Genomic DNA, 26,877 nt, shown 5'->3' on the forward strand with positions numbered 1-26,877 from the left:
CGGTGATACTGAGCACGGCCCGCGGCCTGCCTTTGCTTCTCCGGGTGGCCTCTGGACGCGCTGGAAGTCGGCGCGGCACGAGAGCTTGGACGGCGCCGATTTGGAAGCCAGTGCTCGGTGGTGCCGGGTTCCGGGCCTCTCGCTGGCAGCCGGAATGAAAGCGCTCATGGCCTGGGTCGAAGAGGGTATCGCTCCGGAGGTCATTCATGGGGAGAAATTGAGCGACTAGGTCATGGAAAGCTGCGAAAAACACGCCACTTAGCGCTGCGGCTCACAGGTTGATCGAAACGAGACCGCTTCGGCTGTCTTGGAAAGCCTTGAGTTTTTAGGACAGCCGAAGCGGACTCCTCATTTGTTGTGCGTCCGACGTCCATTTCGCCAAGTACGCCCCGACGCCACAGCGCAGAACGGCGTCAACGCAGATTGCTCGCTTGGCTGGTTGCAGCGGTGGAGCGAAGTTGTTCGCGGACCCGCTGGTAAGTCTCGCCGAGCACCGCCTGGTGGCCGGCGTCAGTGAGTTCAGCCCATTCGTCGAAGGCAGCGCGGACTGCTATCCCGGCGAATTCGGTGACGAGGCGTGCTTCCTCGGGGCTCACCTCGCCCCCGAAAGCCGTCGAAATGCGTTGCGCGACTGACCAGCATGCTGCTGCATCGAGTGAGAACGCGGCGGCGCGCAGTTGCGGTTCCTGGAACATCAGGCGGCGTACGCGCAGCTGGTGTTGTGCGAGATCGGCCAAAGGCCCATCGAGACTGCTCAGTACCTCGGCGTAGACCTCCTCGAGCTGGGGCAGGGGAGGCTTGGTGCTATCGACGTGGTCCAGCCAAGCATTGATCGGGCTCTCGAATTCGAGGTGGAGTGTGAGGACGGACTCCTCCTTGCTGGGGAAGTACCGGAAGCATGTTCGGTCCGACACCCCTGCCGCGACAGCGATGTCATGGATCGTCGTGGCCGCCACCCCTTTCTGCTCGAACAGGGTCAGCGCCGCTTCACTGATCTCCGACGTCGTCGCCCTCCGGCGCCGCTCCCGCAGATCACCCCTCAGATCTCCCCGCGAATCAGACGGCAGGTCATTGCGCTGCTCCGCCTCCGCAACGGTGTCGTTCATGTGATCTTCTCCATGTCTCCATCATCTCATTAGTCAGACTCAGTCATCGTGGCATAGTCTGACACAGGGCCTACGGCAGTCCTCCTCTCCGGCGGTTCTGACCGCTGCCTCCCCTTTCCTTCTTCGGAGCATCATGACGACATCACCCACAAAGTCCGCGCGGATTACCTCTCTGCGCTCGAACACGCCGCCCACGGGCACCTCTAGTGTTGACCGCGACCACAGCACCGGGCAGCACCCGCAGGATGAGAGGTTGCCGGAGGGCGCTCCACTGGTCATCGGGCTTCTGGTCGTCGCGGCCTTCGTCGTCATCCTGAACGAGACGATCATGAGCGTGGCACTGCCGAGCCTGATGGTCGACTTGAACATCTCGACGGCCACCGCGCAGTGGCTGACCACAGGCTTCCTGCTCACCATGGCAGTCGTCATCCCGGCAACAGGTTTCATCCTGCAGCGCTTCACCACCCGTCAGGTGTTCGCAGCTGCGATGATCCTTTTCTCGGCGGGAACGGCTGTTGCCGCTATCGCACCCGGCTTCGGTGTGCTGCTCCTGGGCCGGGTCGTGCAGGCCAGTGGTACGGCGATCATGATGCCCCTGCTGATGACCACCGTGCTGAACCTCGTACCGGCCGTCAGGCGCGGGCGCCTCATGGGTGTCATCTCGATCGTCATCGCTGTCGCTCCCGCTATCGGACCGACCGTGTCCGGGCTCATCCTGAGCGTGCTGTCCTGGCGGTGGATGTTCATCATCGTGCTGCCCATCGCGATCATCGCCCTGGCCCTTGGACTGTGGAAGATCACCAACGTGACCACACCCCGGAAGGCCCCGTTCGACGTCGCCTCGATCGTGCTGTCCACTCTCGCCTTCGGCGGCCTGATCTACGGGCTCAGCAGCCTCGGGGAAGCAGCAGAGGGCAGCGTCCCCGTCCCGCCGTGGCTTGCCGTCGGCGTCGGCGTCCTGGCCCTGGCAGCGTTCATCAGTCGGCAGCTGGTGCTGCAGCGCGAAGACCGCGCCCTCATGGATCTGCGAACCTTCAAGAGCCGCAGCTTCGTCGTCTCCGCGATCATGATCTCCGTGAGCATGATGGCCCTTTTCGGCAGCCTCGTCGTCCTGCCGCTCTACCTCCAGAACGTCCTGGAACTCGGCACCCTTCAGACCGGGCTGCTCCTTCTTCCAGGAGGGGTCCTGATGGGCATCCTGTCACCGATCGTCGGTCGCCTCTTCGACCGGGTGGGACCTCGCCCCCTTGTCATCCCCGGCGCCTTCATCGTCAGCATCGCCCTGTGGGGAATGACGACCATGCTCCATGAAGGAACATCGGTCGGGTGGGTCATCGCCGTGCACATGGCACTGAACGCCGGACTGGCCCTCATGTTCACACCCCTGATGACATCGGGCCTCGGCTCACTGGACCGGTCGCTCTACTCACACGGCAGCGCCACCGTCTCCACCCTCCAGCAGCTCGCCGGCGCAGCCGGCACAGCACTGTTCGTCACCGCACTCTCCACGACGACCGCAACCGGCCTCGCCAATGGACTGTCCGAAGTAGCGGCGACCGCGGACGGCGTGCAAACCGCCTTCATGATCGGCGGATTCATCTCACTAGCCGCCATCATCGCCTCATTCCTCGTCCGACGACCCACCAGCACCCTCCCCGAAGGCGCCATCGCCCACTGACCTCACAGCAGGGACTTACCGCATAAATCCTTCGAGGGCAGAGGCAGGACCGGAGTCATTGTGGCTGGGTCCTGCCTGTGGTCCTTGGAAGGGGAGGTCTTACGGGACGATGACAGCTCGCCCGCGCAGGTTCCCGGCGTGCAGCTTCTCGTAGGCGCGGGGAGCGTCGTCGAGGGTGAAGACCTCGGTTTCGACGTGGACGGCGCCGGAGCGGGCGAGATCGAGGACTTCGAACAGTTCGGATCTGAAGCCCCAGTAGGGGCTGCGGACGGTGGCTTCGTAGGGTTTGTCGAGCATTCCTACCGGTAGGGATCCTGATCCGACTCCTACCAGGACCTGATCTCCCTCCGTGCGGATCATTGCCTGACCAAGTGTCATGGTCGGTTGGATCCCTACGAAGTCGAATACTGCCTGTGCGCCGAGGCCGTGGGTCAGGTTCTTCACTTCCCCGATGGCGTCGTTGTTGGACAGGAATACGTGGTGGGCGCCGACGTCCTTGGCCAGTTGCAGTTTGTCCTCGTTCACGTCCAATGCCACGACGGTGGCGTTGGTCATGGCCCGCAGGATCTGGATGCCGATGTGTCCGAGTCCTCCTGTACCGATAACCACGGCCACCGAGCCAGGTACGAGCTTGGGCAGTGAGTGTTTGATCGCATGGTACGGAGTCAGCCCGGCGTCGGTCAGGGACACATTCGTCACCGGGTCAAGGTCCCCGAGGGGTACGAGGTGACGGGGGTTATCGACGATCATGTACTCGGCCATGGCGCCCGGGGAGCCCAGTCCGGGAGGGGCGATGCCGAGGTCGGCGGCGTGCGGGCAGTAGTTCTCTTTGCCCTGTGAGCACGCGTAGCAGGTGCCGCACCCCCACGGCCCGTACACCACGACAGAATCACCGAGCTGCACTCCCACGACTCCCTCTCCGAGTTTGTCGACGATGCCGGCGCCTTCATGCCCAAGCGTCAAGGGAAGCCCGTACACGTACTGGTCCTCGGGCAGCCCCATGATGAACTCGTCCGAGTGGCACACCCCGGCCGCGGTGACCTTCAGCCTGACCTGGCCGGGGCCGGGCTCCGGGGTCTCGATCTCCACCACTTCAGGGGGCGCACCGATCGTTCGGTACTGCAGAGCCTTCATGTTGCGTACTCCCGTTCTGCTGCCCACGAGGGCGGCTTGGTTCTAACAATTGACATCAATGAAGGCTCACGCGGATCCGCACTGGTTCTGCGTGAATGTGCCGAAAGGACCGATTCCCCTATTCGATTCCGCCGTCCAATACCGCGCCTTCGAGGGCTCGTACGTCCCCTGCCAAAAGTCGGCGAAGGTGGCGACATCGCGCTATAAGGGTGCGTGTCGCTCTGGGTGGTAGGGGTGGCTGCCGCGGCTCGCGAGGAACGGGTCGAGTGCGCATCGTCGATGGTTCTCAGCTAGAACGCGCATCGATGGTGGCCAGGGTCGAGTCGAGTTCGCGGACCAAATCGCGCATTCGTCGTACCTGCTCCGTTGGAAGCGCCGCCGTATTCGTTGCGACCTGAGCATCGACATCGAAGACGGTGCTGGCCTGGTGCCAGACGCAAAACCATTCCAGGCCCTGACCTGTGGCGTCCTGTGTGACGCCCTGCAGTAACAGGAGCGGATTGCCGACCGCGACGTTGAGAGCTTCAGCGAGGGACTTGTCGGCGGCGACGGCCTGCACCTGGCGGGGTCCTCCAACTGGCGGGTAGCCGTGCTCTCGCATGAGGGCCAGAAGGGACGCGTTCTCGAGCAGGTCGGCAGTGAAGTGCGGAAACAGTTCCCTCGACACCCAGGTACGCATGAACACGACAGGGGTGTCGTCCAGGTAACGGATCCGTTCGATCTTCCAGGTCCGGGAGGTGCCCAGCGCCAGCCGTGCAGGCTCGGGGGGCAGGGACGGCTCCATGGCGAGGACCTTGGTGCGGAGGTTCTGGCCGCGGGCCGCGATCTCCTCGCCCAGTCCTCCGGCTCGTTGCAGGTGCCGGCGCAGGGCAGGGCTGGCTGCGACGACAGTGCCTCGTCCGCGCTGACGGTGGATCAGACCGCTGCTGACCAGGCCGCCCATGGCCTGGCGGATCACGCTTCGCGAGACGCCGAACTGCTGCTGGAGCTCATCCTCGGTCGGCAGCTGCTGCCCGGGCGCCAGGGAATGGTCGAGGATCTGGTCCTGCAGGATGCTCCGGATCTGCAGATGCAGGGGCCGGACATCATCGCGGTCGATACCCATCACAGACACAGTAGATCTCCTTCACGAGCGACTTTCCATACATTCCACCACGTTTGTACGGACAAAACCCTCCCAAGTCCTTACACCTAGTAACGCCGGGGGATTAGGTCGATCCACTCCCTCTAAGTGCCCTTGACAGTGCTTCGCGTCACATCTATCGTCATTACTAATCGTACGTACAAAGTCTAGCGGCAAGAGTGCTGGGCATTCCGAGAGGTCAACGATGACACTGACGCAACTTGGACAAGGCTCCTTGTACGGCTCTGATTCTTGTTCTGCTCGCCAGCCGCTATCGCGGGTCGAGCCCAGCTCTTCCGACTCCACTTCTGACTGCCTGGGCGTCGACGCGTCTTAGGCGGCAGGTAGGTAGTCCAGCTATCTGAACTCCCCCGAGCTCTATATCTTCCTGACACCCCTGTTCGACCAGCTATTGATGAGGACCCAATGCGCGACCACCGCTCCATCCTGTGCACCTACTACCTCGAGTCGGAGATCGATCCCGAGAAGGCCGCCATGATCATGGCCGGTGAACAATCCAGCGGCACCTTCATCCCCGTCCCCGGCGAATCCCCCCGGATCCGGGAACGGCACGCCGCCCGGGTGCTGAACGTCCAGCCGCTGGGCAAGCGCACGCCCTCGCTGCCCTCCCGGACCACCCCCGATCAGGTCAATGCCGCCCTCGTCACCGTGGAATTCCCCATGGAGAACGTCGGCACTGACCTGGCGACGCTGCAGACCGCCATCGCGGGCAACCTGTTCGAGCTGGGGGAGCTGTACGCGTGCCGCCTCCAGGACATCGAGCTGCCGGAGGACTTCATCGCCGGCCACCCGGGCCCCGCGTTCGGCATCCCCGGCACCCGCGAACTGATGGGCGGGGTGGAAGGGGTCATGATCGGCACGATCATCAAGCCCAACGTGGGCCTGTCGGAGGACGAGTTCCGTCTGGTCGTCCGCGAACTGGCGCTGGCATCGATCGACCTGATCAAGGACGACGAGCTGATGACCGACCCCGCATACCTGCCGCTCGAACGGCGGGTAGCGGTCGCGACCGAAGAGATCCGCAACGCCGAGCAGGTCACCGGGCACCGGAGCATGTATGCCTTCAACATCACCGGTGATCTCGCCGGGCTCCGGCACCGCCACGACCTCGTCGTGCAGGCCGGCGGTCGGTGCGTCATGCTCAACGTGCCCATCATGGGGCTTCCCGCCCTTGCCTGGCTGCGCAGCTTCACCGAAGTCCCGATCCACGGCCACCGGGCGGGACTCGCCGCGTCCATGCGCGCTCCGGGCCTCGGGGTGGACTACCGGGTGTGGCAGAAACTGGCACGACTGGCCGGTGCGGACCACCTGCACGTCAGTGGGTTGGGCAGTAAGTTCTACGAGCTTGACGAGCAGGTCAGCATCAACATCCAGGCCCTGCTCACACCCCTGGGTAAGACACTGGCACCCGTGCCGACCCTGTCCTCGGGTCAGAACGTCACCACCCCCGGGCCGACGTTCAACCACGTCGGATCCACGGATCTTCTGATGCTCGCCGGCGGAGGCATCGCCGCCCACCCCGACGGCCCCGGCGCCGGAGTGCGGAGCCTGCGGGACGCATGGACCGCCGCCGTGGAAGGCGTGCCACTGCACGAGGCCGCCAGCGACCACGCCCGACGCGGCGACGAAGCGCTGCTGCACGCGGTGAACTCTTTCAGCGGGAGCAAATAGGATGCCGCACTTCACCTTCGTCGCCGACGACCTCACCGGAGCCAGTGACGTCCTCGCCCAGGCCCACCGGTACGGCCTGGACGCCGTCCTCGTAATGGGAGACGCGCCCATCCCGGAGGACGCCGACGTCGTCGGGATCGCCGGCCCCGCACGGTCCCTGGGTGGACCAGCCTTCGATGATCTGGTGCGCGCGGACCTGCACCGGATCGCGGCCGTCGATAGTGATGTCCTTCTCTACAAGGTGTGCTCGACCTTCGACAGTTCCCCGACTATGGGCAGTATCGGTCGGGGTATTGAACTGCTGCACGAACAGTTCCCCGATCATGGTCCGATCCCGGTAGCGCCGGCCCAACCCTCCTTCGGCCGCTACACCGCGTTCAGCGAGCATTACGCGGCGTACTCCGGGGAGGTGTATCGCCTGGACCGTCATCCCGTGATGTCGCAGCACCCTTCCACGCCTATGCAGGAAGCCGACCTTCGGAAGGTCCTGGCCGACCAACTGCACGAGGGCGCCCCGATCGGTGCGGTGCATCTACCCGCCTATGACAGCGGTGCCTTCTCTGAATCCTGGAGCCGACACCGCCAGGCGACAGGAATGCCCGCCTTCGTCGTCGACGCCGCCAGCGACGCTCACCTCGACGTCGTCGCCGGAGCCCTCCGTCACGCCACACAACGGCCCGACTACGACGAGCACGCCGGGTCCGGATCACAGGGCAGGTCAGGGTCGCCGGAGATCGTTGTCGGCTCGGGTGGCATCATGGCTGCACTGGCACGGACCCTCACCCTCATCACGACCGGCACCGACACGCTTCCCGCGCCGGCGCCTCCGGCCTCAGGCCCAGTGCTGGCGGTGAGTGCGTCTGCCTCGAGTGTCACCTCCGCCCAGCTGCAGGACGCCATCGACCACGGGTGGATCGACATACCCGTGGAGTCCGGCCTGCTGCTCGGAAACGACCCGACGGGACGGGCACACCTCGTGGAGCAGGTCTCCTCGGCTCTGAGTGCGGGCCACCACGTCGTGGTCCACACCACCCGCGGAGGCTCCGATCCCCGCTACGCGAGCACCGGACCCCTCGATGCGAAGTACATCGGCACGCTCCTCGGGGACCTCGCCGCGCAGATGGCGCAGCGGGGACTGACCTCCGACATCGCCGTCCTCGGCGGGGACACCTCAAGCCACGCCCTGAGCGCGATGGGGGTCCGCCAACTGCGCGTCTCCGGGCAGTTCGTTACCGCAGCACCGATCTGCCGCTCCGACGACGACGCAGCAGTCGCCGGATGCCGGCTCGTCCTCAAAGGCGGCCAAGTCGGCCCCGTCGACCTGCTGCGCCGCTTCGCCGGCACCTCCGTGGCATCCACCGCTTCACCCACTTCCTGATCGACAAAGCAACCACCCGAAAGGCTTTCCCATGCGTGCAGTACTGAAAACCGAAGCCCAGCGGGGCGTCACCTACACGACCAACCACCCCGACCCCACCCCGGCCGAAGGATCCGTCGTCCTGGAGATCGCCGCAGCATCGCTCTGCGGCACCGACCGGGAACTGTACGAGTGGACGCCCTCGGCGCAGGCCTTCAACCTGAACCTGCCGGTGGTCCTCGGTCACGAGGCAGCCGGAACCGTCGTCGACGTTGGACCGGGCGTGGAGGACCTCAAGGTCGGGGACCGGGTGGCCCTGGAAAGCCACCTCACCTGCGGCCAGTGTTTCCCGTGCCGTACCGGGGACGCCCACACCTGCGAACGGACCGGGATCATCGGCATGCACATCGACGGTGTCTTCGCCCAGTACATGGCCGCCCCACAGGACATCTGCGTCAAACTCCCAGCCTCGTTGGACCTCGAGACCGGGGCGCTGCTGGAAGCGACCGGTGTTGCCGTCCACGCCATCCAGCGCTCCGGCTACGCGGTCGCCGGACGGGCCGTCGTCATCAGCGGCGCAGGCCCCGTCGGTCTCGCCCTGGCACACCTGGCCCACCTGATGGGCGCCGCCTATGTCGTGGTCATCGAACCCAACCCCTACCGCCGCGCCCAGGCCGAGAAGCTCGGCGTCATCGCCCTGCACCCCGAGGAGAACGTCATCGAGCGGTGCCGGGAACTCACACACCGCCGCGGAGGGTTCGATGTCGCCTTCGAATGTTCCGGTGCCCCCGGGACCCTGACCACCCTCTTCGAAGCCGTACGGCGAGAAGCGACCGTCGTCACCGTCGGGCACCCCAGCCGGCCCGCCGACATCAACATCGCCGCCTACATCAACAAGAAGGGCATCACCCTCCGTGGGATCTTCGGACGCCGTCTCTGGGACACCTGGGAGCAGACACTGCTCCTCGTCGACTCAGGACGGCTGGAACTCGACTGGCTCATCACGCACCGTATGCGGCTGGACCAGATCGACGAAGCCGTCGAATTGCTCACCGGCGAGGCATGCAAGGTCCTGCTCGTCCCCAGCCTCGGTTAGCACTCATCCCGCGCCTTGAAACAGCGCCATCGTTTCGAAGCCCATCGTTCCGAGCGGACATTGAACGAGCAGTCATCCATCACCCGTCACTATGCCCGACAATTGCCGGGCCGCTGGCATCCTAGGCCGGCACTGCCGATCAGGTGCATCCCACAACCCGTGGTGCACATCTGATTCCTTTCACGTTCACCCGAGCATTCCTACGACCGCCGTGCAAAGCCGCACGGCGGACGACATCACAGTTCAGGAAGGTAAGCATCATGGAAGATGCGAGCAAGACATCAGGGTCCACCTCGGCACAAGAGACCGACCGCCCGACGGCACAGGACGGTGACAGAAAAGACTGGATACAACGACTGAGCATCATTCCCGGTGCTCTCATGCTCATCCCGCTGTTCCTCGGTGCGATCATCAACACCTTCTTCCCGCAGATACTGGAAATTGGAAGCTTCACCACAGCGCTCTTCAGAGACGGAACCGCTGCGCTACTGGGGCTCTTCTTCTTCTGCCTCGGGTCCCAGCTCAACGTGCGAAGCACAGGTCCCACCCTCGAAAAGGGTATTGCCATCCTCCTCGCCAAGGCCGGGGTAGGCATCGCAATCGGACTGGCAGTGGCCTTCTTCGTCCCCGGGGGAGTGCTCCTGGGTCTCACGCCCCTGGCAATCATCGCCGCAATGACGAACTCCAACGGTGCCCTCTTCGCGGCGTTGACAGGCCAGTACGGAAACCGGACCGACCGGGGCGCAGTCGCAGTACTCGCCCTCAATGATGGCCCTTTCATCACCATGATCGCTCTCGGAGCCGCAGGTCTGGCGTCCTTCCCGCTACAAGACCTCATCGGGCTCATCCTGCCCCTCGCGCTCGGCTTCATTCTCGGCAACCTGTCGAGGACGGCACGCAAGTTCCTCAGCGTCGGAGAAGTCCTGCTCATCCCCTTCCTCGGATTCGTCGTCGGACGGAGCATCGACTTCAATACCCTGGTGGAAAGCGGCCTGCAGGGCATCATTCTCGGTCTGGCGACGGTTTTCCTCACGGGATCAGTGGCCATGGCGATCCTGTGGTTCCTCCACGCAGCACATGGTCGGCCCCGTGAGGTACGCAATGTCATCGCCGGGATGGCTGAAGGCACGACCGCCGGGAATGCTATCGCTACCCCCGCCGCTCTCGCCCTGGTGGATCCCGCCTATAAAGCCATCGAAGCGGTCGCTACCGCTCAGATCGCTGCGGCGACAGTAACGACATCCCTCCTGATTCCCTTCGCCGTCGCCTTCGTCGCTCACCTGCAGAAGCGAAAGGGCATCTCGGTGGAAAAGGAGCTGGAGTTCTACGAATCACGGAACAACGCTCGAGCATGAGCACAACACCATCCAGCGTGGCCCTGCATCGCAACAGATCAGCAGATGACACCTGCTGTTACATTCACGACACCGTTGCGTTGAGTGGATGCTCACCGGTTGCGCCGGAACCGAAGGGACGCCGTTATGCAACACCACCACACTGAGAACAACGCAGGCACCCACGAGACCTGGCTTGAGCGCGAGGCGCTGGCGGAGGCCATGATCCCGCTGATCGGGCGCCTGTACCGGACCAACAATGTGGTGACGAGCATCCACGGGCGCAGCCTCATCAACAAATCCACCATGAGCATCCTCAAGGCCCACCGCTTCGCCCGGCGCATCACCACCGAAGAGCTCCTGCTCGAGGACACCGCCCCCATCCTGCGGATCCTCGCGGACCTCGACCTCGGGGCCGCGGCGATCGACATCGGCCGCCTGCGCAACGCCTACGACGGCGCCGGGGATGGGCGGACGCTTGAGGAGTTCGTCCGGGCGGAACTGGCCGACATCGTGGGACAGGGCGGGCGCGACGAGCGCACCAGCACCGACGTCGTCCTCTACGGCTTCGGGCGGATCGGCCGCCTCGTGGCCCGCCTGCTCATCGAGAAGGCCGGCGGCGGCCACGGGCTCAGGCTGCGCGCCGTCGTGGTGCGCCGCGGCTCCGCCAACGACCTCACCAAACGCGCCAGCCTCCTGCGCCGCGACTCCGTCCACGGATCCTTCGAGGGCACCATCCAGGTCGACGAAGCGACGAACACCATCACCGCCAACGGCACCCGCATCCAGGTCATCTACTCCGACGACCCCGCCACCATCGACTACACCGCCTACGGCATCTCCGACGCCCTCGTGGTCGACAACACCGGCCGCTGGCGCGACGAGGAAGGCCTCTCCCAGCACCTCACGAGCACCGGCGTCGCCAAGGTCCTGCTCACCGCACCCGGGAAAGGTGCCCTGAAGAACATCGTCCACGGCATCAACCACGCAACGATCCTGGACTCCGACCGGATTATCACCGCCGCGTCCTGCACCACCAACGCCATCACCCCGGTCCTGAAAGCCATTCACGACCGCTTCGGCGTGGTCCACGGGCACGTGGAGACCGTCCACTCCTTCACCAACGACCAGAACCTCATCGACAACTTCCACAAAGGCGACCGCCGCGGCCGCTCCGCGGCACTGAACATGGTCCTCACCGAGACCGGCGCCGCGACCGCCGTCGCCAAGGCCCTCCCTGAACTCGCGGGGAAACTCACCGGCAGCAGCATCCGCGTGCCCACCCCGGACGTGTCCATCGCGATCCTGAACCTCACCCTCGAGACAGGGACCACCAAGGAGGAGGTCAACACCTACCTGCGGGGAATGTCCCTGCACTCGGGCATGCGCAAGCAGGTCGACTACATCGACAGCCCCGAAGTCGTCTCCACCGACTTCGTCGGCTCACGCCGCGCCGGCATCGTCGACGGCCTCGCCACCATCGCCGACGGCATCCACCTCGTCCTCTACGTCTGGTACGACAACGAATTCGGCTACAGCTGCCAGGTCGTCCGCGTCATGGAAGAAATGGCCGCCGTCCACCCACCCACCTACCCCGCAGCAGACGCGGATACCAGCGCCGGAGGTAGCGTTCATGCCGGTTAGGAAAGGCTCGAGGAGGAATGCGCAACCTCCGGCCGCGCCCGTCCCGCCCACTACTCCGTCAGGGTCGGATCCTCAGCCACTGACGAAGACACACGAGAATGAGACACCAATGATGAACTCCACCAAGGCCAGATTCTCCACCCTCTCCCGGAGCCTGGCCGTCGGGGATGACGAACCGGACCGGAACCTCGCCCTGGAACTCGTCCGCGTCACGGAGGCCGCGGCCATCGCGGGCGGCCACTGGGTCGGCTTCGGCGACAAGAACCTGGCCGACGGCGCCGCAGTGGATGCCATGCGCTCGCTGCTGCAGACCGTGCATTTCAACGGGATCGTGGTGATCGGCGAGGGCGAGAAGGACGAGGCGCCCATGCTGTTCAACGGAGAACGCGTGGGCGATGGCAGCGGACCCGAGTGCGACGTCGCCGTCGACCCGATCGACGGGACACGCCTGACCGCCCTGGGCATCAACAACGCCCTGGCCGTGCTCGCGGTCGCCGAGCGCGGCTCCATGTTCGACCCCTCGGCCGTCTTCTACATGGAGAAGCTCGTCACCGGCCCCGAGGCCGCCGACATGGTGGACCTGCGCCTGCCGGTGAAGCAGAACCTGCACCTCATCGCGAAGGCGAACAACAAGAAGGTCAGCCAGCTCAACGTCATGATCCTGGACCGCGACCGGCACAAGCCCCTGGTCGAGGAGATCCGGGCGGCCGGAGCCCGGACGAAGTTCCTGATGGACGGCGACGTCGCCGGGGCCATCGCCGCGGCCCGCGAGGGCACCGACGTCGACGCGCTCATGGGGATCGGCGGCACCCCGGAGGGCATCGTGGCGGCGTGTGCCATCAAGTCCCTGGGCGGTGTGATCCAGGGCAGGCTCTGGCCCACGAGCGACGAGGAGAAGCAGAAGGCCTTCGACGCCGGCCACGACCTGGACCGTGTGCTCTCCACCAACGACCTCGTCACGAGCGACAACTGCTACTTCGCGGCCACCGGCATCACCGACGGCGACCTGCTGCGCGGGGTGCGCTACAGCAAGGACAAGGTCCTCACGCAGTCGATCGTCATGCGCTCCAAGTCCGGCACCATCCGGGTCGTCGACGGCGAGCACCAGGCCCACAAGTGGGAGACCTACGCCCGCGTAAGATAACCGCATCGAGAAGTGCGGTGGGGAGCTTATCGCTCACGCCGGTGTTCGTCATCAATGACGAAGTTCGCTACTCCGCCAAGGGCTTCTCTGACGGATCCGTGTGATCGGGTCGGCGGTAGCCACTTTCCATGATCCGGCGTAGGGCGGGAAGTGAGGATTCATCGCCGGCTCCCATACCCCTAATCCATGCCGCCGAGTTCGCGGCCAGGAACAGGTCATATCCCTTGACCCACGATTCGACACTGCCATCGCGCTGCGCGGCGTCGAGGTACTGCTCGGTAGTGCTGATCAGCTGCGCACAGGGGAGGGTCAGGGGGTTCTCGGGTTCGCGTTCCCGAGCAGCCAGCAGAAGTGGCTCGGGTAGACCGCTGTAGGCGCCGAAGTAGTCCTCCAGTGCCCTGAGCCACTGCTGGAGCGCCTCGTCAGGATCGGCCATCTGAGCAATCTGTGTCTGACGTGTGATCAGTTCTTTCGACCGTAATTGCAGCACCCCGGCCAGCAGGGCCTCCCTGGTAGGGAAGTGTCGGTACAGGGTTGCCTGCCCCACTCCTGCCTCTTTCGCTACTGCCTTCAGTGACGTGCCTACTCCGAACGCGAGGAAGTGGCGCTGGGCTGTATCGAGGATGCTGGCCCGGTTCCGGACCACATCTGCCCGAGGCTTTCGCGCCACGGTTTCGATGCTACTCACGTAGTCCTCCTGCTCCTCGGATACCCGTCTTTGACAATACGGAGCCAAACTCCATATTGTGAATGACAAGACGGATGCTTCCTCCGTTTCACCCTACGTCATTTGAAGGACGCGTGATGCAGCATGCTGAACCGCGAGCCTGGGCCACACAGCCCGGCCCATGTACAGCCCGAACCAGCCGGTGACCTGCTTCTCGGTGCGAGGGCGGAGGAGCGGGCGATCGATGCTCGAGCCTTCCGGGATACCCTCGGCCACTATGCCTCCGGCATCACCGTGATCACTGGCATCGACGGGCAGGGACCGATCGGCTTCACCTGCCAGTCCTTCTACAGTGTGTCCACCACGCCTCCTCTGATCTCTTTCAGTGTCATGAAGACCTCGACCACCTATCCGCGCATCCAGCGGGCAGGAGTGTTCGCGGTCAACGTCCTTGCTCATGATCAGCAGAACGTCTCGAACCAGTTCGCGAAGTCGGGCACCGATAAATGGGCGGGCATCGGATGGAGCAGGACAGAGGCGGGAACCCCGGTCCTGGACAACACGGTGACGTGGCTTGATTGTGAGATCTGGGCTGAGCACGACGCCGGCGACCACCTCATCGTTCTGGGCAAGGTCAACGAGATGAGTCCTGTCGACCAGCGCCCGAATGATCCGCTTCTGTATTACAAGGGCCAGTACCGCCACTTGAACCCGAACAACGCTGCCTGAACCACCCCAGACCGCATTACCCGGCAGCATTACCCGGCAGTGTGCCGGTCCTACGCGACCGTAGGCGTCTTCCACGACGCCTACGGGGGAATGACCCTCCGCGACCGCTTGGGACTGCCAGCGCAGTACGGCCTGGATCCACATTTTGAGACACAACTGCAGGAGCGAATCCGTTGACAGGTAAACTCATGATCCTCGGCATGGCACTGACCGAGGGATATGGCATCCTGAAAAACGCATGGCGTGCCCCGCAGGTCGATTCCGCGAACTACGCGAATATCGAGGCGAACATCCGCTACGCGCAGGCCGCCGAGCGCGGCAGGTTTGCCTTTCTCTTCACACCCGATTTCCCGGTAGTACGCGCGGACGTGGACCACACGCACTTCGGTAACATCATGGAGCCGATGATGGGGTATGCGGCGATTTCGCAGGCGACCTCCCACATCGGCTTGGTGGCGACGGGTTCCACCACGTTCCAGGAGCCGTTCAATCAGGCTCGCCAGTTCAAGGCGCTGGACGTGCTCAGCCACGGCCGTGCGGGCTGGAACGCTGTCACCACGAGTGACCCGATGATCGCCGCGAACTACGGCAAACCCGTCGCCGGCCGCGCCGAACGCTACCAGCGCGCTCACGAGTCCATCCAGATCGTGGAAGCGCTGTGGGGAAGCTGGGAGAAAGACGCGTGGGTCAAGGACCGGCAGGCTGGCCGCTTCATCGATGCATCGAAGCTTCAGCCGATCAACCTGCACGGTCAGCATGTCGGATCCCGCGGACCCCTGGCGATCCCGCCCTCGGAACAGGGACAGCCGGTGATCTTCTCCTCCGGCGGTCCGAGCCCGCACCTGCTTTCGCTTGCCGGACGCCATGCCAGCGGGTTCATCGCCGAAGTGTGGTCGATCGAGGAAGCCCGTGCCCAGCGCGAGCTCGTGCGCCGAGCCGCCCAGGACGCAGGCCGCGACCCGGACGACATCAAATACTTCGCCGGTCTGATCACGACAGTTGCCCCGAGCGTGCGCGAAGGCCTCGACCGGCGCATCGAACATCAGGGAGACACGCTCGAGGCGCAACTGCCTCACCTCGCGAGCCTTTTCGGGATCTCCTTGGACCGGGCCCAACTCGACCGGCCTCTTACCCCCGCACAACTCGCAGCCGCCCGCCCATCACCGATGGATCCACGCTCCGAACTCGCCCTCAGCATCGCACAGCAGGGATGGACCCTCCGCGATGTCCTCGCCCACGGGGCCATCGACTATCACCCTGTCACGGTAGGACCGCCGAGCGTACACGCTGATCACCTGCAGGAGTGGTTCGACGCGGGTGCCGTCGATGGTTTCTGGCTGCTACCGGATATCTATGAGGACGGCGTCGATGCCTTCGTCGACGACGTTGTGCCACTGCTGGTACAGCGGGGGATCTACCCGCCCGAATACGCGGGCAAAACGCTGCGCGAGAACCTCGGCGTCCCCGAGCAGTACGGCCCGGATCCTCGAGTTTCGGGCGGTGCTCAGGACTAGTCTCGGCGGTCCGCATGATCCGGCACCGGCACCCCAGAGGCCGGCATCGGACAGGCCCGCAGCGAGGACCTGACAGACACAACGGCCTGAACGATGTTCAGGTCTGGCGCTACCACAGGTGGGGCCCTCCTCAGGGATGAGGTAGGCCCCCACCTTCTCCCAGCAAGTGTTCCTGCCCGCCCGGGCAGGTCCGACGACAACAGAAAGGTCAGCAATGAGCCAGAACGGCATGCTGCTCGGTGTGGCGATGGGGCCAGCGAACGGCCACCATCCGGGGGCGTGGCGAATGCCGTGGGCCGAGCCCGACGCCTACACCGACGTCAAGTCCCACGTACGCGCCGCCCAGATCGCAGAACGCGGCGGTCTGGACTATCTCTTCTACCCCGACCGAGTCTTCATCTGGGGTGACCTGGAGACAGGTCCGCCCATCGTGTCCATCGACCCGGTCATGCTGCTGGCAGCGATCGCCAACTCGACGACGAGGATCGGGCTTGTCCCCTCGCTGTCCACGTCCTTCAACGAGCCGTACTCCATCGCACGCCAATTACGGGCGCTCGATGTGATGAGCCACGGACGCGCCGGATGGAACCTCATCCCCAGCTACGAACCGGAAGCCTTCGCGAACTACGGGTTGCCGGTCCCCTCACGCGAGAACAAGTACGGCCGGCTCTATGAAGTGATCCAGATCGTCCAGGCGCTCTGGGCGAGCTGGGAACGTGAGGCCGGCAGCCCCGACAAGGTCACCGGGCGGTTCGCGGACACCTCGCACATCCGGCCCATCAACCTGCAGGGCCGCTACGTCGGCTCCCGCGGGCCCCTCCAGATCCCTCCGTCGGAGCAGGGCCAGCCGGTTGTCTTCATGCCCTTCGCCAGCGGCGCCGGCATTCAGGCCGCGGGCATGTACGCCAACGGCATCATCGGTATGCCGTCCTCCATCGATGAGAGCCGCCGCCAGCGCGACATGATCCGCTCTGTCGCCGAAAACGCCGGACGCCACGCGGACGAGGTGAAGTACCTCTCCTTCGCCACCTTCGGTCTGGGGGCCACCGAGCAGGAAGCCGTCGAGCGACGCATGGCACTGGAAGAGGCCGCCGGCATCGACGGGCGCCTGGCTCACCTGTCCATGATGCTCGGCGTGCACCTGGACGCACGGGACCGCGACAAGCCGCTCGGCGTCGTGCAGGTTCAGGCACTCCAGGCCCGCTCCGGATCGCGTCAGGAAGTCCTCGCCCACAGGCTCGCCAGCGAAGGCCGGACCCCGATGGAAATCCTCGGCTACGGCGTCCTCGAACAGAGTCCCAGCGTCGTCGGCACCCCGGAGCAGGTCGCGGACATGTTCCAGGAATGGATGGACGCCGGAGTTACCGACGGGTTCTCAATTTTCGTCGATGACCTGCACGACGGGTTCGACGACTTCGTCGACCACGTCGTGCCGATCCTGCGCCGCCGTGGCCTTCGACCCGACGACTACCAGGGACCTACCCTGCGCGACCACTTCGGGCTCCCCGAACAGCTCGGACCTGACCCTCGCATCACTGATGACGACGGAGACGGTAGGGCGAAGGACACTGAGCAGTGAAGGGAGAGCGTTGCAGTCACGGTGACAAGACGTTCAACGTCGCCACGATAGGACCACTTATGCGCATCGCACTACTCGGAGCCGGGTCGATCGGAACCGTCCTCGCTCAACGCCTCAGCGATATAGGGCACGAGGTGAAGGTCGCCAATTCTCGGGCCCCGGAGACCGTCAATGAGGATGTTCTGCGCTCTGGGGCCACAGCGACGTGGGCCGCGGACGTCACTGATGACGCTGACGTCGTCATCGTATCCGTGAACTACAGTGCGATCTCATCGGTTGCCGAACACGTCCGTGCTGCTCCGGGCGGAGCGGTGGTGATCGACGCGTCGAACTACTACCCAAGACGTGACGGGCCGATCGAAGGTCTTGGTGGCGGCCAGAACGAAAGCGAATGGGTGCGAGCTGTGTACGGCCGGCCGGTTGTGAAAGCGTGGAACACGATCACGACGGATTCCTTCATTCATAAGGCCTCCGAACCCGGTTCCCCCGCACGCGTCGCGCTTCCGGTATCAGCTGATGATGAACAGCACCGGGCGACTGCCATGTCGCTGGTGGAGCAAACAGGGTTCGACGCTTTCGACGCCGGCCCTCTCCGCGACTCGTGGCGCCAGCAGCCGGGGACACCGGCGTACGCGACCGACCTCGATCGCGATCAGCTCGACGCAGCTCTCGAGCGCGCCGATGCCAGGCGTGCTGCCCGGCGCCGGGATCTTCTGATCTCCATCATCGAGGAGCGTGCGGGCGACGAGGACGGCAACCTCGACCAGGCATCAATGGTCGCTCTGGCCCGGCTGATTTTCTGAGTCTCCGTCTACCGAGCCTCAGTCTGCCCGAGTCTCAGCCCGACGAGCATCGAATCGGCCCGGTTGCTTCCCGACCCGTCCCGAGCCTTCTATTCCGACGCTTTCATTCCGACATAGTCCGATGCGGCGTCTCTGGTTGGTCGCGGTCAGGGGCGGCGGTAGCCGTTCTCAATCATCTTGCGCAGGCCCGGCAGTGATGTCTCGTCTCCTGCCCCCGTGCTCTTGATCCACGCCATGGAGTTCGCCGCCAGGAACAGGTCGTAGCCCTTCACCCAGTCCTCCACCTGGCCGGCGCGTTGCGCCTCGGTCAGGTAGTGCTCTGTGGTGCGGATGAGCTCCTCGCACGGAAGGGTCAATGGATTACCTGGTTCGCGTTCCCGGGCAGCGACCATCAGGGGCTCAGGGAGTCCGCTGTAGGTGCTGAAGTAGTCCTCAAGAGCACGCATCCACTGCTTCAGCGCCTCATCGGCGTCCGCAACGGCTGCAATCTGCGACTGACGCACCAGAAGCTCCTCCGATCTCAGCTGCAACACACCGGCCAGCAGCGCCTCTCTGGTCGGGAAGTGACGGTACAGGGTCGCGGGTCCGACGCCTGCGTCCTTGGCCACAGCTTCCAGGGACGTACCCACGCCATGCAGCTGGAAGTGCTGCTGGGCGGTCTGAAGAATGATGGCGCGGTTACGCACCACGTCTGCCCGGGGCTTCCGCCCACCGGCTCCGTCGTCGCTCATGTATTCCTCCTTGCCCCCACCTTGACAATACGGAGGGTGCATCCATATCGTTACTAATGCGGATGGTACGTCCGTTTCAGGATAGCCGAAAGGGATGACGCGCGTGATCGAACACCTAGAAGTCGACTCTGCGCGGTCATCAGAAGCCGCATCGGGTGAAGACATTGCGCAGGTCGGTGCGACGGCGGAAGCGCCTGCAATCGATGCTCGCGCCTTCCGTGACGCCCTGGGGCACTATGCCTCCGGCATTACCGTGGTCACGGGCGTCGACGAGCAGGGCCCCGCCGGTTTCACCTGCCAGTCCTTTTACAGCGTGTCCACCGATCCACCGCTGGTCTCATTCAGCGTCCTGAAGACGTCGACCACATACCCCCGCATCCGGCGGACGGGGTCATTCGCCGTGAATGTCCTCTCAAGCGACCAGCGGCACATCTCTGATCAGTTCGCCCGGACGGGAACGGACAAATGGGCGGGTATCGGCTGGGACCGGGCACGAACCGGCAATCCAGTCCTCGACGGGGCGGTGCTATGGCTCGACTGCGAGATCTGGGCCGAGCACGACGCGGGAGACCACCTCATCGTTCTGGGCAGGGTCCGAGAGTTCAGCCCCGTCCGGGCGGCACCGGCCGATCCGCTTCTCTACTTCAAGGGCCGCTACCGCCTTCTCGCACCCGACCTCGATTCAACGACGGAAGACCACACATGAAGAACCAGCACCTAATCCTGGGCCTCGCCCTGGCCAACAACTACGGCGGTCACCCGGCGACGTGGCGGATGCCACACGTCGACGCCGACGCCTACACGAGCATCGAGGCCGTGGTCGAGCAGACACGGGCTGGTGAACGGGGAGGCTTCCAGTTCGCGTTCCTCGCCGACCGCCTCTTCGCGTACGGCGATCTGAGCGAGGGGCCACCTCTGTTCGGCCTCGACCCCATCATCACCTTGTCCGCATTGTCGCAGGCCACTGAGCGGATCGGTCTGGTCGGGACGGCGTCCACGTCATTCACGGAGCCTTACCTGATGGCCCGTCAGCTCAAGGCCCTCGACGTGACCAGCCACGGCCGGGCCGGATGGAATGCGGTCCCGAGTTTTGAACCCGACGCCTTTGCCAACTTCGGTCAGACACCGCCCCCCAGGGAAAAGAAGTACGAGCGCCTCCACGAGGTGATGCAGATTGTTCATGCCCTCTGGGCCAGTTGGGGATACAAGGCAGGCCGGCCCGACAAGGACGGCAAGTTCGCCGACACCGCCCACATCAATCCCGTGAACCTCCAAGGCACACACGTCAGCGCACGAGGGCCCTTGCCCGTGCCGCCCTCCGAACAGGGCCAGCCGGTAGTCATCATGCCCTTCAGCAGTGGTCTCGGCCTGCAGGCGGCGGGCGTGTATGCCAATGTCATCATCGGCATGCCCTACACCGTTGAAGAGAGCCGCGCGCAGATCGACGCCGCACGGCAGGCAGTAGCACTGGCCGGGCGAAACCCCGCAGACATCAAGTTCATGTCCTTCGTCGGCTTCACGGTCGCTGCCACCAAGCGGGAGGCACTGGACAAGCGGCGGGCCCTGGACGATCGGATCGACATGAGCAGGAACCTCGCACGCCTGGACACCTACCTCGGCCTGCGCCCGGGATCGACGACCCCCGACGAACCTCTCACCGCGGCCCAGCTCGCAGCGCTCCGGCCGCACCATGACGACGGCCGCTCCGTACGGGCCGTCGGGCTCGCCCGAGCAGGATGGTCACCCCGCGATATCCTCGCCCACGGCGTGTTCGACCCGTACCCCACGGTTGTGGGCACCCCGGAACAGGTTGCCGACTACCTTCAGGAGTGGTTCGAAGCCGGAGTGTCCGACGGCTTCATGGTCAACTTCGATGACTTCAGCACCGGCATCGACGACTTCGTCGACCAGGTCGTCCCCGTCCTGCGGGCACGGGGGATCTTCCCCGAGGATTACGAGGGCACCACCCTTCGGGACCATCTCGGCCTGCCCGCGCAGTACGGACTCGACGCCCGTCTGGCGACGAACACGGACTGACCCGTCAACGACTCGGGTACGGCAGGCTGCAATGGCAGCCTGCCCCGAGGTCGGAAGATCGTGCCAAACCGCGGCTGGTTCGTCGGGGCTTAGGCGCGGATCCTCACTTTTCTGCGGTGTTTCGCACCACAGCTCCGCCGCTCACGGATCAGCGTCGGAGGAATCAAACCGATCCACTTACAGATCCACTCACAAAGGAGTCAGTTGATGGAACGTCTCACAGGCAAGGTCGCCCTCGTCACCGGAGCAGCTCGAGGGCTCGGTGCCGCCCACGCCCGCGCGATCGTCGCAGAAGGCGGGAAGGTCGTCCTCGGTGACGTCCTCGACGACGACGGGCGCGCCCTCGCGGCAGAGCTCGGGGACGCCGCGACGTATGTGCACCTCGACGTGACCTCCGCGGACGAATGGGCTGCGGCGGTCTCTACCGCCGTCGACACGTACGGGCGGCTGAACGTGTTGGTGAACAACGCCGGTATCTGGAACCACGGTGCGATTGGCGAGTACACGATCGAGCAGTGGAACAAGATCATGTCCATCAACGTCACCGGCTCGTTCCTCGGCATCACCGCAGCACGGGACGCTCTCGTCGCCTCGGCGCCTTCCTCCATCATCAACACGTCCTCGACGGCCGGAATCCAGGGCAATCCCGCCGTGCACGGCTACGTCGCCTCGAAGTTCGCGATCCGCGGCCTCACCAAGTCCGTCGCCCTGGAGCTCGGCCCTCTCAACGTGCGGGCGAACTCAGTTCACCCTGGAGTCATCCGCACCCCGATGACTGACGGACTCGACGTCGGCGGGCAGATCGGCGCGCTCCGCCGCATCGGGGAGCCCGAGGAGGTCGCATCACTGGTCGTCTATCTCGCCAGCGACGAATCGAGCTTCCAGACCGGCGCGGAGTTCGTCGTCGACGGCGGCCAGCTCGCCGGCGAGAGCCAGAGCGTCATCGACTGACCTACACCACCAGCACAAGCCTTCACCGGGGCAGGCAGGCACACGCCCGCCTGCCCCGTCTGCCCACCATGGACGAGGACCACTCATGAAGATCGGAATCATCGGTGCCGGACCGATCGGCACCACCCTGGCTCGGCGACTGGCCGCGACGGGTCACGAAGTCACCATCGCCAACTCCCGGGGCCCTAAGACCATCAACGACACCGCTCTCGGCACGGGTGCGAGGGCCGTCGAAGCGGACGCCGTCATCGACGGCGTCGACGTCGTCATCGTCTCCGTGCCATTCAACCGCGTCCCCGACGTGGCCGCCCTGGTACGCGCCGCTCCTGACACGGCTGTCGTGATCGACACCTCCAACTACGTGCCGGTGCGCGATGGTCACATCGAGGCAGTCGACGCCGGCCAGGCCGAAAGCCTCTGGGTGTCCGAGCGATACGGACGTCCCGTGATCAAGGCCTGGAATGCCATCACATCTACGTCGTTCGACCACCACGCGACGGACGCCGGCTCCCCGGATCGCCTCGCGATACCCGTCGCGGGAGACGACCAGGACGGCAAGCGTCTGGCGATGACCCTGGTTGAGGAAACCGGGTTCGATGCCTTCGATTCCGGGCCCCTGTCGGAATCGTGGCGTCAGCAGCCCGGCACTCCTGCGTACTGCACAGACCGCACCGCTGCCGAACTCCCAGCGGCACTCGGCAGGGCCGACGCCTCCCGTTCCGCCCGACGACGAGACCTCGCCATCGCCGTCCTCACCGAGCGCGCCGAAGTGGAAGGCACGCCCAGTGCCGAGTACCTCCTGAACCTCACTCGCGCTATCTACTGAACCGGCCGAGCACTCGGCGCAACGCACCCGCACCACGCACCCGCACCACCGACAGGAACGCCATGACAGACAAGAAAATGATCCTCGGCATGGCCCTGACCTCCGGGTACGGCACCCTTTCCGGCGCGTGGCGGGCACCGCATGTGGACCCGGGCAACTACGCCAACGTGGGCGCGAACATCCGCTACGCGCAGGCGGCAGAACGTGGTGGGTTCGCGTTCTTGTTCGTCCCTGACTTCGCCGCCGCGCGGGGGGACGTCGAGCACTCTGGTATGCAGAGCATCATCGAGCCGATGATGGAGATTGCTGCGATTTCGCAGGTCACCAGCCGCATCGGATTCGTCGCGACCGGTTCGACCACGTTCCAGGAACCCTTCAACACTGCCCGCCAGTTCAAGGCCCTGGACGTGATGAGCCATGGCCGCGCCGGGTGGAACGCTGTCACGACCAGTGACCAGATGGTCTCGGCGAACTACGGCCGCCCCGTCGCCGACCGGGGTGAGCGGTACCAGCGTGCTCATGAGGCGATCCAGGTCGTGCAAGCGCTGTGGGGCAGCTGGGAGCCGGACGCCTGGCTCAAGGACCAGACGTCGGGCCGGTTCCTCGACGCATCGAAGCTGCGCCCGGTGAATCTGCAGGGTCGGTACGTCGCCTCCCGAGGCCCCCTGCCGATCCCCCCGTCAGAACAGGGCCAACCGGTCATCTTCACCTCTGGTGGGCCCAGTCCCCACCTCCTGGAGCTCGCCGGCCGCTATGCCAGCGGATTCATCGCCGAAGTCTGGACGATCGAAGAAGCCCGCGCGCAACGACAGATGGTGCGAGACGCCGCCGAACGTGCCGGCCGCCACCCGGACGAGATCAAGTACTTCGCCGGGCTCATGACCACCGTTGCCCCGACTGTCCGGGAAGGCCTCGATCGTCGCCTTGCGGTGGCAGGAGACGTCATCGAGGCACGGCTGCCCCACCTCGGCGCCCTCTTGGGACTCCGGATCGACCCGAGCCGCTATGACGAACCCCTCACACCCGAGCAGCTCGCCGTCGCGGAGGCGTCCCCCATGGACCCCCGATCCCAGATCGCCCTCGATGTCGCCCGTGCTGGTTGGTCCCCCCGGGACGTCCTCGCCCATGGCGTCATCGACTACCACCCGACCACAGTCGGGCCGGCAGAGGTGCACGCCGATCACCTCCAGGCCTGGTTCGAAGCAGGCGCAGCCGACGGGTTCTGGATGTCACCCGATATCTACGAGGACGGCGTCGATGCCTTCGTGGACGAGGTAATTCCAGAACTCCGCCGACGCGGGATCTTCCCGGAGGACTACGTCGGCGCAACGCTGCGCGAGAACCTCGGCGTGCCTGCGCAGTACGGGATCGACCCTCGCGTCACGAACGGCGCCACAAACGACGACTGAAAACTTCCATTGGTTCCATGACCACGTGGATGCCCGCTCCACCGCCTCCAGCCTCAGGCCCAGTGCTGGCCTGAGCCTTCCGCCTCGAGTGTTGCCTCCCCTCGTGGAGGAGATCCGGGGCGGCCGGTGTACGCACGAAGTTCCTCATGGGCGGCGACGTCGCCGGCGTGATCGCCGCGGCCCGCGCGGGCACCGACGTGAATGCGCTGATGGGGATCGGAGGAACACCGACGGCATCGTGGCGGCCTGCGCCTCAGATCCCTGCGCGGGGTGATCCAGGGCCGGTTGTGGCCCACGGGCGATGACGAGAAGCAGAAGGCCATCATCGCCGGACACGAAAAGTTAGTGGGATACGAGTCGATTCAGCCCGGCGAGGAGACGTCGATCAGTAGTAGATGCCGGCGGCGGCCACGGATGCATCAGATTTCATCCAGGCGATGGAGCTGCGCTGTCCCCACACGTAGAAGGCGACCGAACCAACGGCCACAATGATCGAGTCCAGTGGCGACGGCAAAATTCCGGCACCGCCGAAGGACCCCACTGCCGATACTGCCACGATGAACAGGACGAAGATCAGCATCCACAGGCCGTTCAGAAGGACTATAGGTGTGAATATTTTTCGATCGCGGAGCATCACCATGACAGCGACGGGCACGGTGAGGACAAACAACACTGCTGCGGGCCAGATTTGTGACCAAGAAGACCAGTAGAGGACCTGCGATGAGAGAACGAAGGCAACGGGAGCCACAACCGGAGTGAGGGGTGACCAGCGCCGCGTCTTGAGCCGGGGGTCTTTGGAACTGGCCCCCGCCACGACGGCCGTGATTGCGTACGTGAGAGCGAAGAAAAAGCCCAACGCTGCCACCAGGCTCTGCCAGGACTGGAACATGAGCAGGAAAACGCCCCCCATGACGAGGTTCAGTAGTAGCGCGGCGGTAGGAATGCCTGTGCGTACATTTACCTTGCCTGCCCACTTCGGTAGAAGACCGGACTGGGCGGCTCCGAAGGTTATGCGAGCTGAGGATCCAACGCCGAAGAGCATGGTTCCACCTGGAGAGACGACCGCGTCGAGCAGAAGCAACTGGGCCAACCAACCAAGATTGAGCAAAACGGCGAGCTGCGCAAAGGGCGAATCGAAGTCGAGGCCCTGCCAGCCGCTCTTTGCCAGCGCGTCCTGCGGAACGGTCCAAAGGAATGCGCTTTGTAGCCCGAGATACACGATGACTGCCAGTCCGAACCCCGTGAAGGTTCCAAGGGGAATGTTGCGCCTCGGGTTTTTCGTCTCGGCCGCGAAAAGAGTGGCAGATGTTACGCCACCAAACGAGTAGAGAAGACCTGCGCCGATGACTGCGGTGAGCATCGCGCCGGTGCCGAAGGGTGTGATTCCTCCGCCCGTTTGGGTGTTTGAGGGGGTGAAGCCAGAGGCGAAGAGCAGCACGATGGTCAGGACCGGGACAGCAATCTTGAAGATGGTTATGGCATTGGTGATGCGGCTCATGACCGTGACGCCGAACCAGTTCACTGCCGTGAACACGACCAAAAGGAGTAGGGCGGCCATAAGTCCGACTCCGCTCAGGTTGCCATCGCTCATGAACTGCGGGAACCAGCTGCTTGCGTATTGGACGAGGCCGGCGGCTCCGCTGGGAACACTGAAGGCGATGCCCAACAAGCCTAGGCAGCTCATCGTTATTCCGATGTACGGACCGGATATCATGGAGGGCCACCGCGTCTGTCCGCCAGCGATGGGTCGAGTGACAGCAAGCTCGACCGCCATCATCCCGACCATGAGGGTGAAGACGGCGGCGATGACCCAGGATCCGAGGGCAACGGGGCCGGCCGCAGCTGCTGCGTAATAGGCCGCGAACAACCAGCCCGAGCCGATCATGGCGGTGAAAGTTGCCATCGCGAGGCTTATCCAGCCGAGGCGGCGCTTAAAGTGCTTGTCTTCCTGACCCAGTACTTCGTCGGCGACGCCGTCGATCCCTGGGGCGTCAGGAAGAGACACACTTTCCTGCTGGGCGGGGGAAACTTCCATCCCTATTCTTCCTTGCTGCTTAGATCGAGTATCTCGAGCCTCGCCGTACCGAGCCCGCAGGCTATAGGGCACCGGTTGCGCTCCGGAGTCTGACTTCATACTGTCTAGCACTGAAACGGAAGCACCGTCCATTTTAGGTTACGTCACTTGAAGGGCCCTCAGCGACCTGGCCCTTAGGGATTCACAGCACGAGCCCGACGATGCTCCTTGTAGCTTCTGAATCGCCTCGAACCGGGGTGCACGGAGGAAGCACGCAGATGTGTTTTCGTCCGCCTCACCGCGAGGCAG

The 26,877-nt window shown here is 64.6% G+C and carries 22 protein-coding genes and 1 pseudogene; 17 read left to right on the plus strand and 6 right to left on the minus strand.

Going from position 1 to position 26,877, the window contains the following annotated elements:
• Positions 1–413 precede the first annotated feature (413 nt).
• Positions 414–1,106 (minus strand): TetR/AcrR family transcriptional regulator, encoded by a 693-nt coding sequence (locus ACIQCY_RS01855; RefSeq protein WP_400482184.1) that lies wholly within the window; start codon positions 1,104–1,106, stop codon positions 414–416.
• Between the two features lie 133 nt (positions 1,107–1,239).
• Here ACIQCY_RS01855 and ACIQCY_RS01860 point away from each other — a divergent pair, with 133 nt between their 5' ends.
• The gene (locus tag ACIQCY_RS01860) at positions 1,240–2,784 is read left to right on the plus strand and encodes an MDR family MFS transporter (RefSeq protein ID WP_400482185.1); all 1,545 of its coding nucleotides are present in this window, start codon (positions 1,240–1,242) and stop codon (positions 2,782–2,784) included.
• Between the two features lie 99 nt (positions 2,785–2,883).
• Here ACIQCY_RS01860 and ACIQCY_RS01865 read toward each other — a convergent pair whose 3' ends face one another.
• Together ACIQCY_RS01865 and ACIQCY_RS01870 are read right to left on the minus strand one after the other, a co-directional pair.
• Entirely contained in the window at positions 2,884–3,918 is a 1,035-nt protein-coding gene (locus ACIQCY_RS01865; RefSeq protein WP_400482186.1) for an NAD(P)-dependent alcohol dehydrogenase, read from the minus strand.
• Positions 3,919–4,204: 286 nt separating this feature from the next.
• Positions 4,205–5,023: a GntR family transcriptional regulator gene (locus ACIQCY_RS01870; RefSeq protein WP_400482430.1), complete on the minus strand. Its 819-nt coding sequence runs from the start codon at positions 5,021–5,023 to the stop codon at positions 4,205–4,207.
• Between the two features lie 444 nt (positions 5,024–5,467).
• Between ACIQCY_RS01870 and ACIQCY_RS01875 the strand changes: the two genes are divergently transcribed.
• The 6 genes from ACIQCY_RS01875 to glpX all read left to right on the plus strand — a co-directional run bounded on the left by ACIQCY_RS01875 (position 5,468) and on the right by glpX (position 13,308).
• Positions 5,468–6,733: a RuBisCO large subunit C-terminal-like domain-containing protein gene (locus tag ACIQCY_RS01875; RefSeq protein ID WP_400482187.1), complete on the plus strand. Its 1,266-nt coding sequence runs from the start codon at positions 5,468–5,470 to the stop codon at positions 6,731–6,733.
• Position 6,734: 1 nt separating this feature from the next.
• Complete coding sequence (locus ACIQCY_RS01880) at positions 6,735–8,111, plus strand: four-carbon acid sugar kinase family protein (RefSeq protein ID WP_400482188.1); 1,377 nt, start codon at positions 6,735–6,737, stop codon at positions 8,109–8,111.
• Between the two features lie 31 nt (positions 8,112–8,142).
• A complete protein-coding gene (locus tag ACIQCY_RS01885; protein WP_400482189.1) occupies positions 8,143–9,186 on the plus strand; it encodes a zinc-binding dehydrogenase in 1,044 nt (347 codons plus the stop codon).
• Positions 9,187–9,446: 260 nt separating this feature from the next.
• Positions 9,447–10,541, plus strand: a complete 1,095-nt coding sequence (locus ACIQCY_RS01890) for a 2-keto-3-deoxygluconate permease (RefSeq protein ID WP_400482190.1) — start codon at positions 9,447–9,449, stop codon at positions 10,539–10,541.
• A 126-nt stretch (positions 10,542–10,667) separates the two neighbouring features.
• Entirely contained in the window at positions 10,668–12,164 is a 1,497-nt protein-coding gene (locus ACIQCY_RS01895; RefSeq protein ID WP_400482191.1) for a glyceraldehyde-3-phosphate dehydrogenase, read from the plus strand.
• 109 nt (positions 12,165–12,273) lie between these two features.
• The gene (gene glpX / locus ACIQCY_RS01900) at positions 12,274–13,308 is read left to right on the plus strand and encodes a class II fructose-bisphosphatase (protein ID WP_400482192.1); all 1,035 of its coding nucleotides are present in this window, start codon (positions 12,274–12,276) and stop codon (positions 13,306–13,308) included.
• Between the two features lie 67 nt (positions 13,309–13,375).
• Here the strand turns inward: glpX and ACIQCY_RS01905 are convergent, their stop codons facing one another.
• Positions 13,376–13,996, minus strand: coding sequence for a TetR/AcrR family transcriptional regulator (locus tag ACIQCY_RS01905; protein ID WP_400482193.1), 621 nt, complete (start codon positions 13,994–13,996; stop codon positions 13,376–13,378).
• Positions 13,997–14,119: 123 nt separating this feature from the next.
• On the opposite strand from ACIQCY_RS01905, the gene ACIQCY_RS01910 reads away from it, so the two are divergent.
• The 4 genes from ACIQCY_RS01910 (at position 14,120) to ACIQCY_RS01925 (ending at position 18,600) form a co-directional block, all read left to right on the plus strand.
• Positions 14,120–14,704: a flavin reductase family protein gene (locus tag ACIQCY_RS01910; protein ID WP_400482194.1), complete on the plus strand. Its 585-nt coding sequence runs from the start codon at positions 14,120–14,122 to the stop codon at positions 14,702–14,704.
• 188 nt (positions 14,705–14,892) lie between these two features.
• A complete protein-coding gene (locus ACIQCY_RS01915; protein WP_400482195.1) occupies positions 14,893–16,218 on the plus strand; it encodes an NtaA/DmoA family FMN-dependent monooxygenase in 1,326 nt (441 codons plus the stop codon).
• Positions 16,219–16,432: 214 nt separating this feature from the next.
• Complete coding sequence (locus ACIQCY_RS01920) at positions 16,433–17,797, plus strand: NtaA/DmoA family FMN-dependent monooxygenase (RefSeq protein ID WP_400482196.1); 1,365 nt, start codon at positions 16,433–16,435, stop codon at positions 17,795–17,797.
• A 59-nt stretch (positions 17,798–17,856) separates the two neighbouring features.
• Positions 17,857–18,600, plus strand: a complete 744-nt coding sequence (locus tag ACIQCY_RS01925) for an NADPH-dependent F420 reductase (protein WP_400482197.1) — start codon at positions 17,857–17,859, stop codon at positions 18,598–18,600.
• 146 nt (positions 18,601–18,746) lie between these two features.
• Here the strand turns inward: ACIQCY_RS01925 and ACIQCY_RS01930 are convergent, their stop codons facing one another.
• Positions 18,747–19,331 carry a TetR/AcrR family transcriptional regulator gene (locus tag ACIQCY_RS01930; RefSeq protein WP_400482198.1) on the minus strand — a complete coding sequence of 195 codons (585 nt, stop codon included), beginning with the start codon at positions 19,329–19,331 and terminating at the stop codon, positions 18,747–18,749.
• Between the two features lie 94 nt (positions 19,332–19,425).
• Between ACIQCY_RS01930 and ACIQCY_RS01935 the strand changes: the two genes are divergently transcribed.
• The 6 genes and pseudogenes from ACIQCY_RS01935 to ACIQCY_RS01960 form a co-directional block, all read left to right on the plus strand.
• Entirely contained in the window at positions 19,426–20,037 is a 612-nt protein-coding gene (locus tag ACIQCY_RS01935; RefSeq protein ID WP_400482199.1) for a flavin reductase family protein, read from the plus strand.
• On the plus strand, positions 20,034–21,368 hold the full coding sequence (locus ACIQCY_RS01940) for an NtaA/DmoA family FMN-dependent monooxygenase (RefSeq protein WP_400482200.1): 1,335 nt from the start codon (positions 20,034–20,036) through the stop codon (positions 21,366–21,368). The genes ACIQCY_RS01935 and ACIQCY_RS01940 overlap by 4 nt, the downstream gene beginning before the upstream one ends.
• 207 nt (positions 21,369–21,575) lie before the next feature.
• Positions 21,576–22,319, plus strand: a complete 744-nt coding sequence (locus ACIQCY_RS01945; RefSeq protein WP_400482201.1) for an SDR family oxidoreductase — start codon at positions 21,576–21,578, stop codon at positions 22,317–22,319.
• 85 nt (positions 22,320–22,404) lie between these two features.
• Positions 22,405–23,145 carry an NADPH-dependent F420 reductase gene (locus tag ACIQCY_RS01950; RefSeq protein ID WP_400482202.1) on the plus strand — a complete coding sequence of 247 codons (741 nt, stop codon included), beginning with the start codon at positions 22,405–22,407 and terminating at the stop codon, positions 23,143–23,145.
• Positions 23,146–23,207: 62 nt separating this feature from the next.
• A complete protein-coding gene (locus tag ACIQCY_RS01955) occupies positions 23,208–24,554 on the plus strand; it encodes an NtaA/DmoA family FMN-dependent monooxygenase (RefSeq protein WP_400482203.1) in 1,347 nt (448 codons plus the stop codon).
• 97 nt (positions 24,555–24,651) lie between these two features.
• Positions 24,652–24,893 (plus strand): annotated as a pseudogene (locus ACIQCY_RS01960) (fructose-bisphosphatase class II); the annotation flags it as partial.
• Between the two features lie 46 nt (positions 24,894–24,939).
• Here ACIQCY_RS01960 and ACIQCY_RS01965 read toward each other — a convergent pair.
• Positions 24,940–26,589 (minus strand): APC family permease, encoded by a 1,650-nt coding sequence (locus tag ACIQCY_RS01965; RefSeq protein WP_400482204.1) that lies wholly within the window; start codon positions 26,587–26,589, stop codon positions 24,940–24,942.
• Positions 26,590–26,877 lie beyond the last annotated feature (288 nt).

Source organism: Arthrobacter sp. NPDC092385 (assembly GCF_044755105.1).
GTDB lineage: Bacteria > Actinomycetota > Actinomycetes > Actinomycetales > Micrococcaceae > Arthrobacter_D.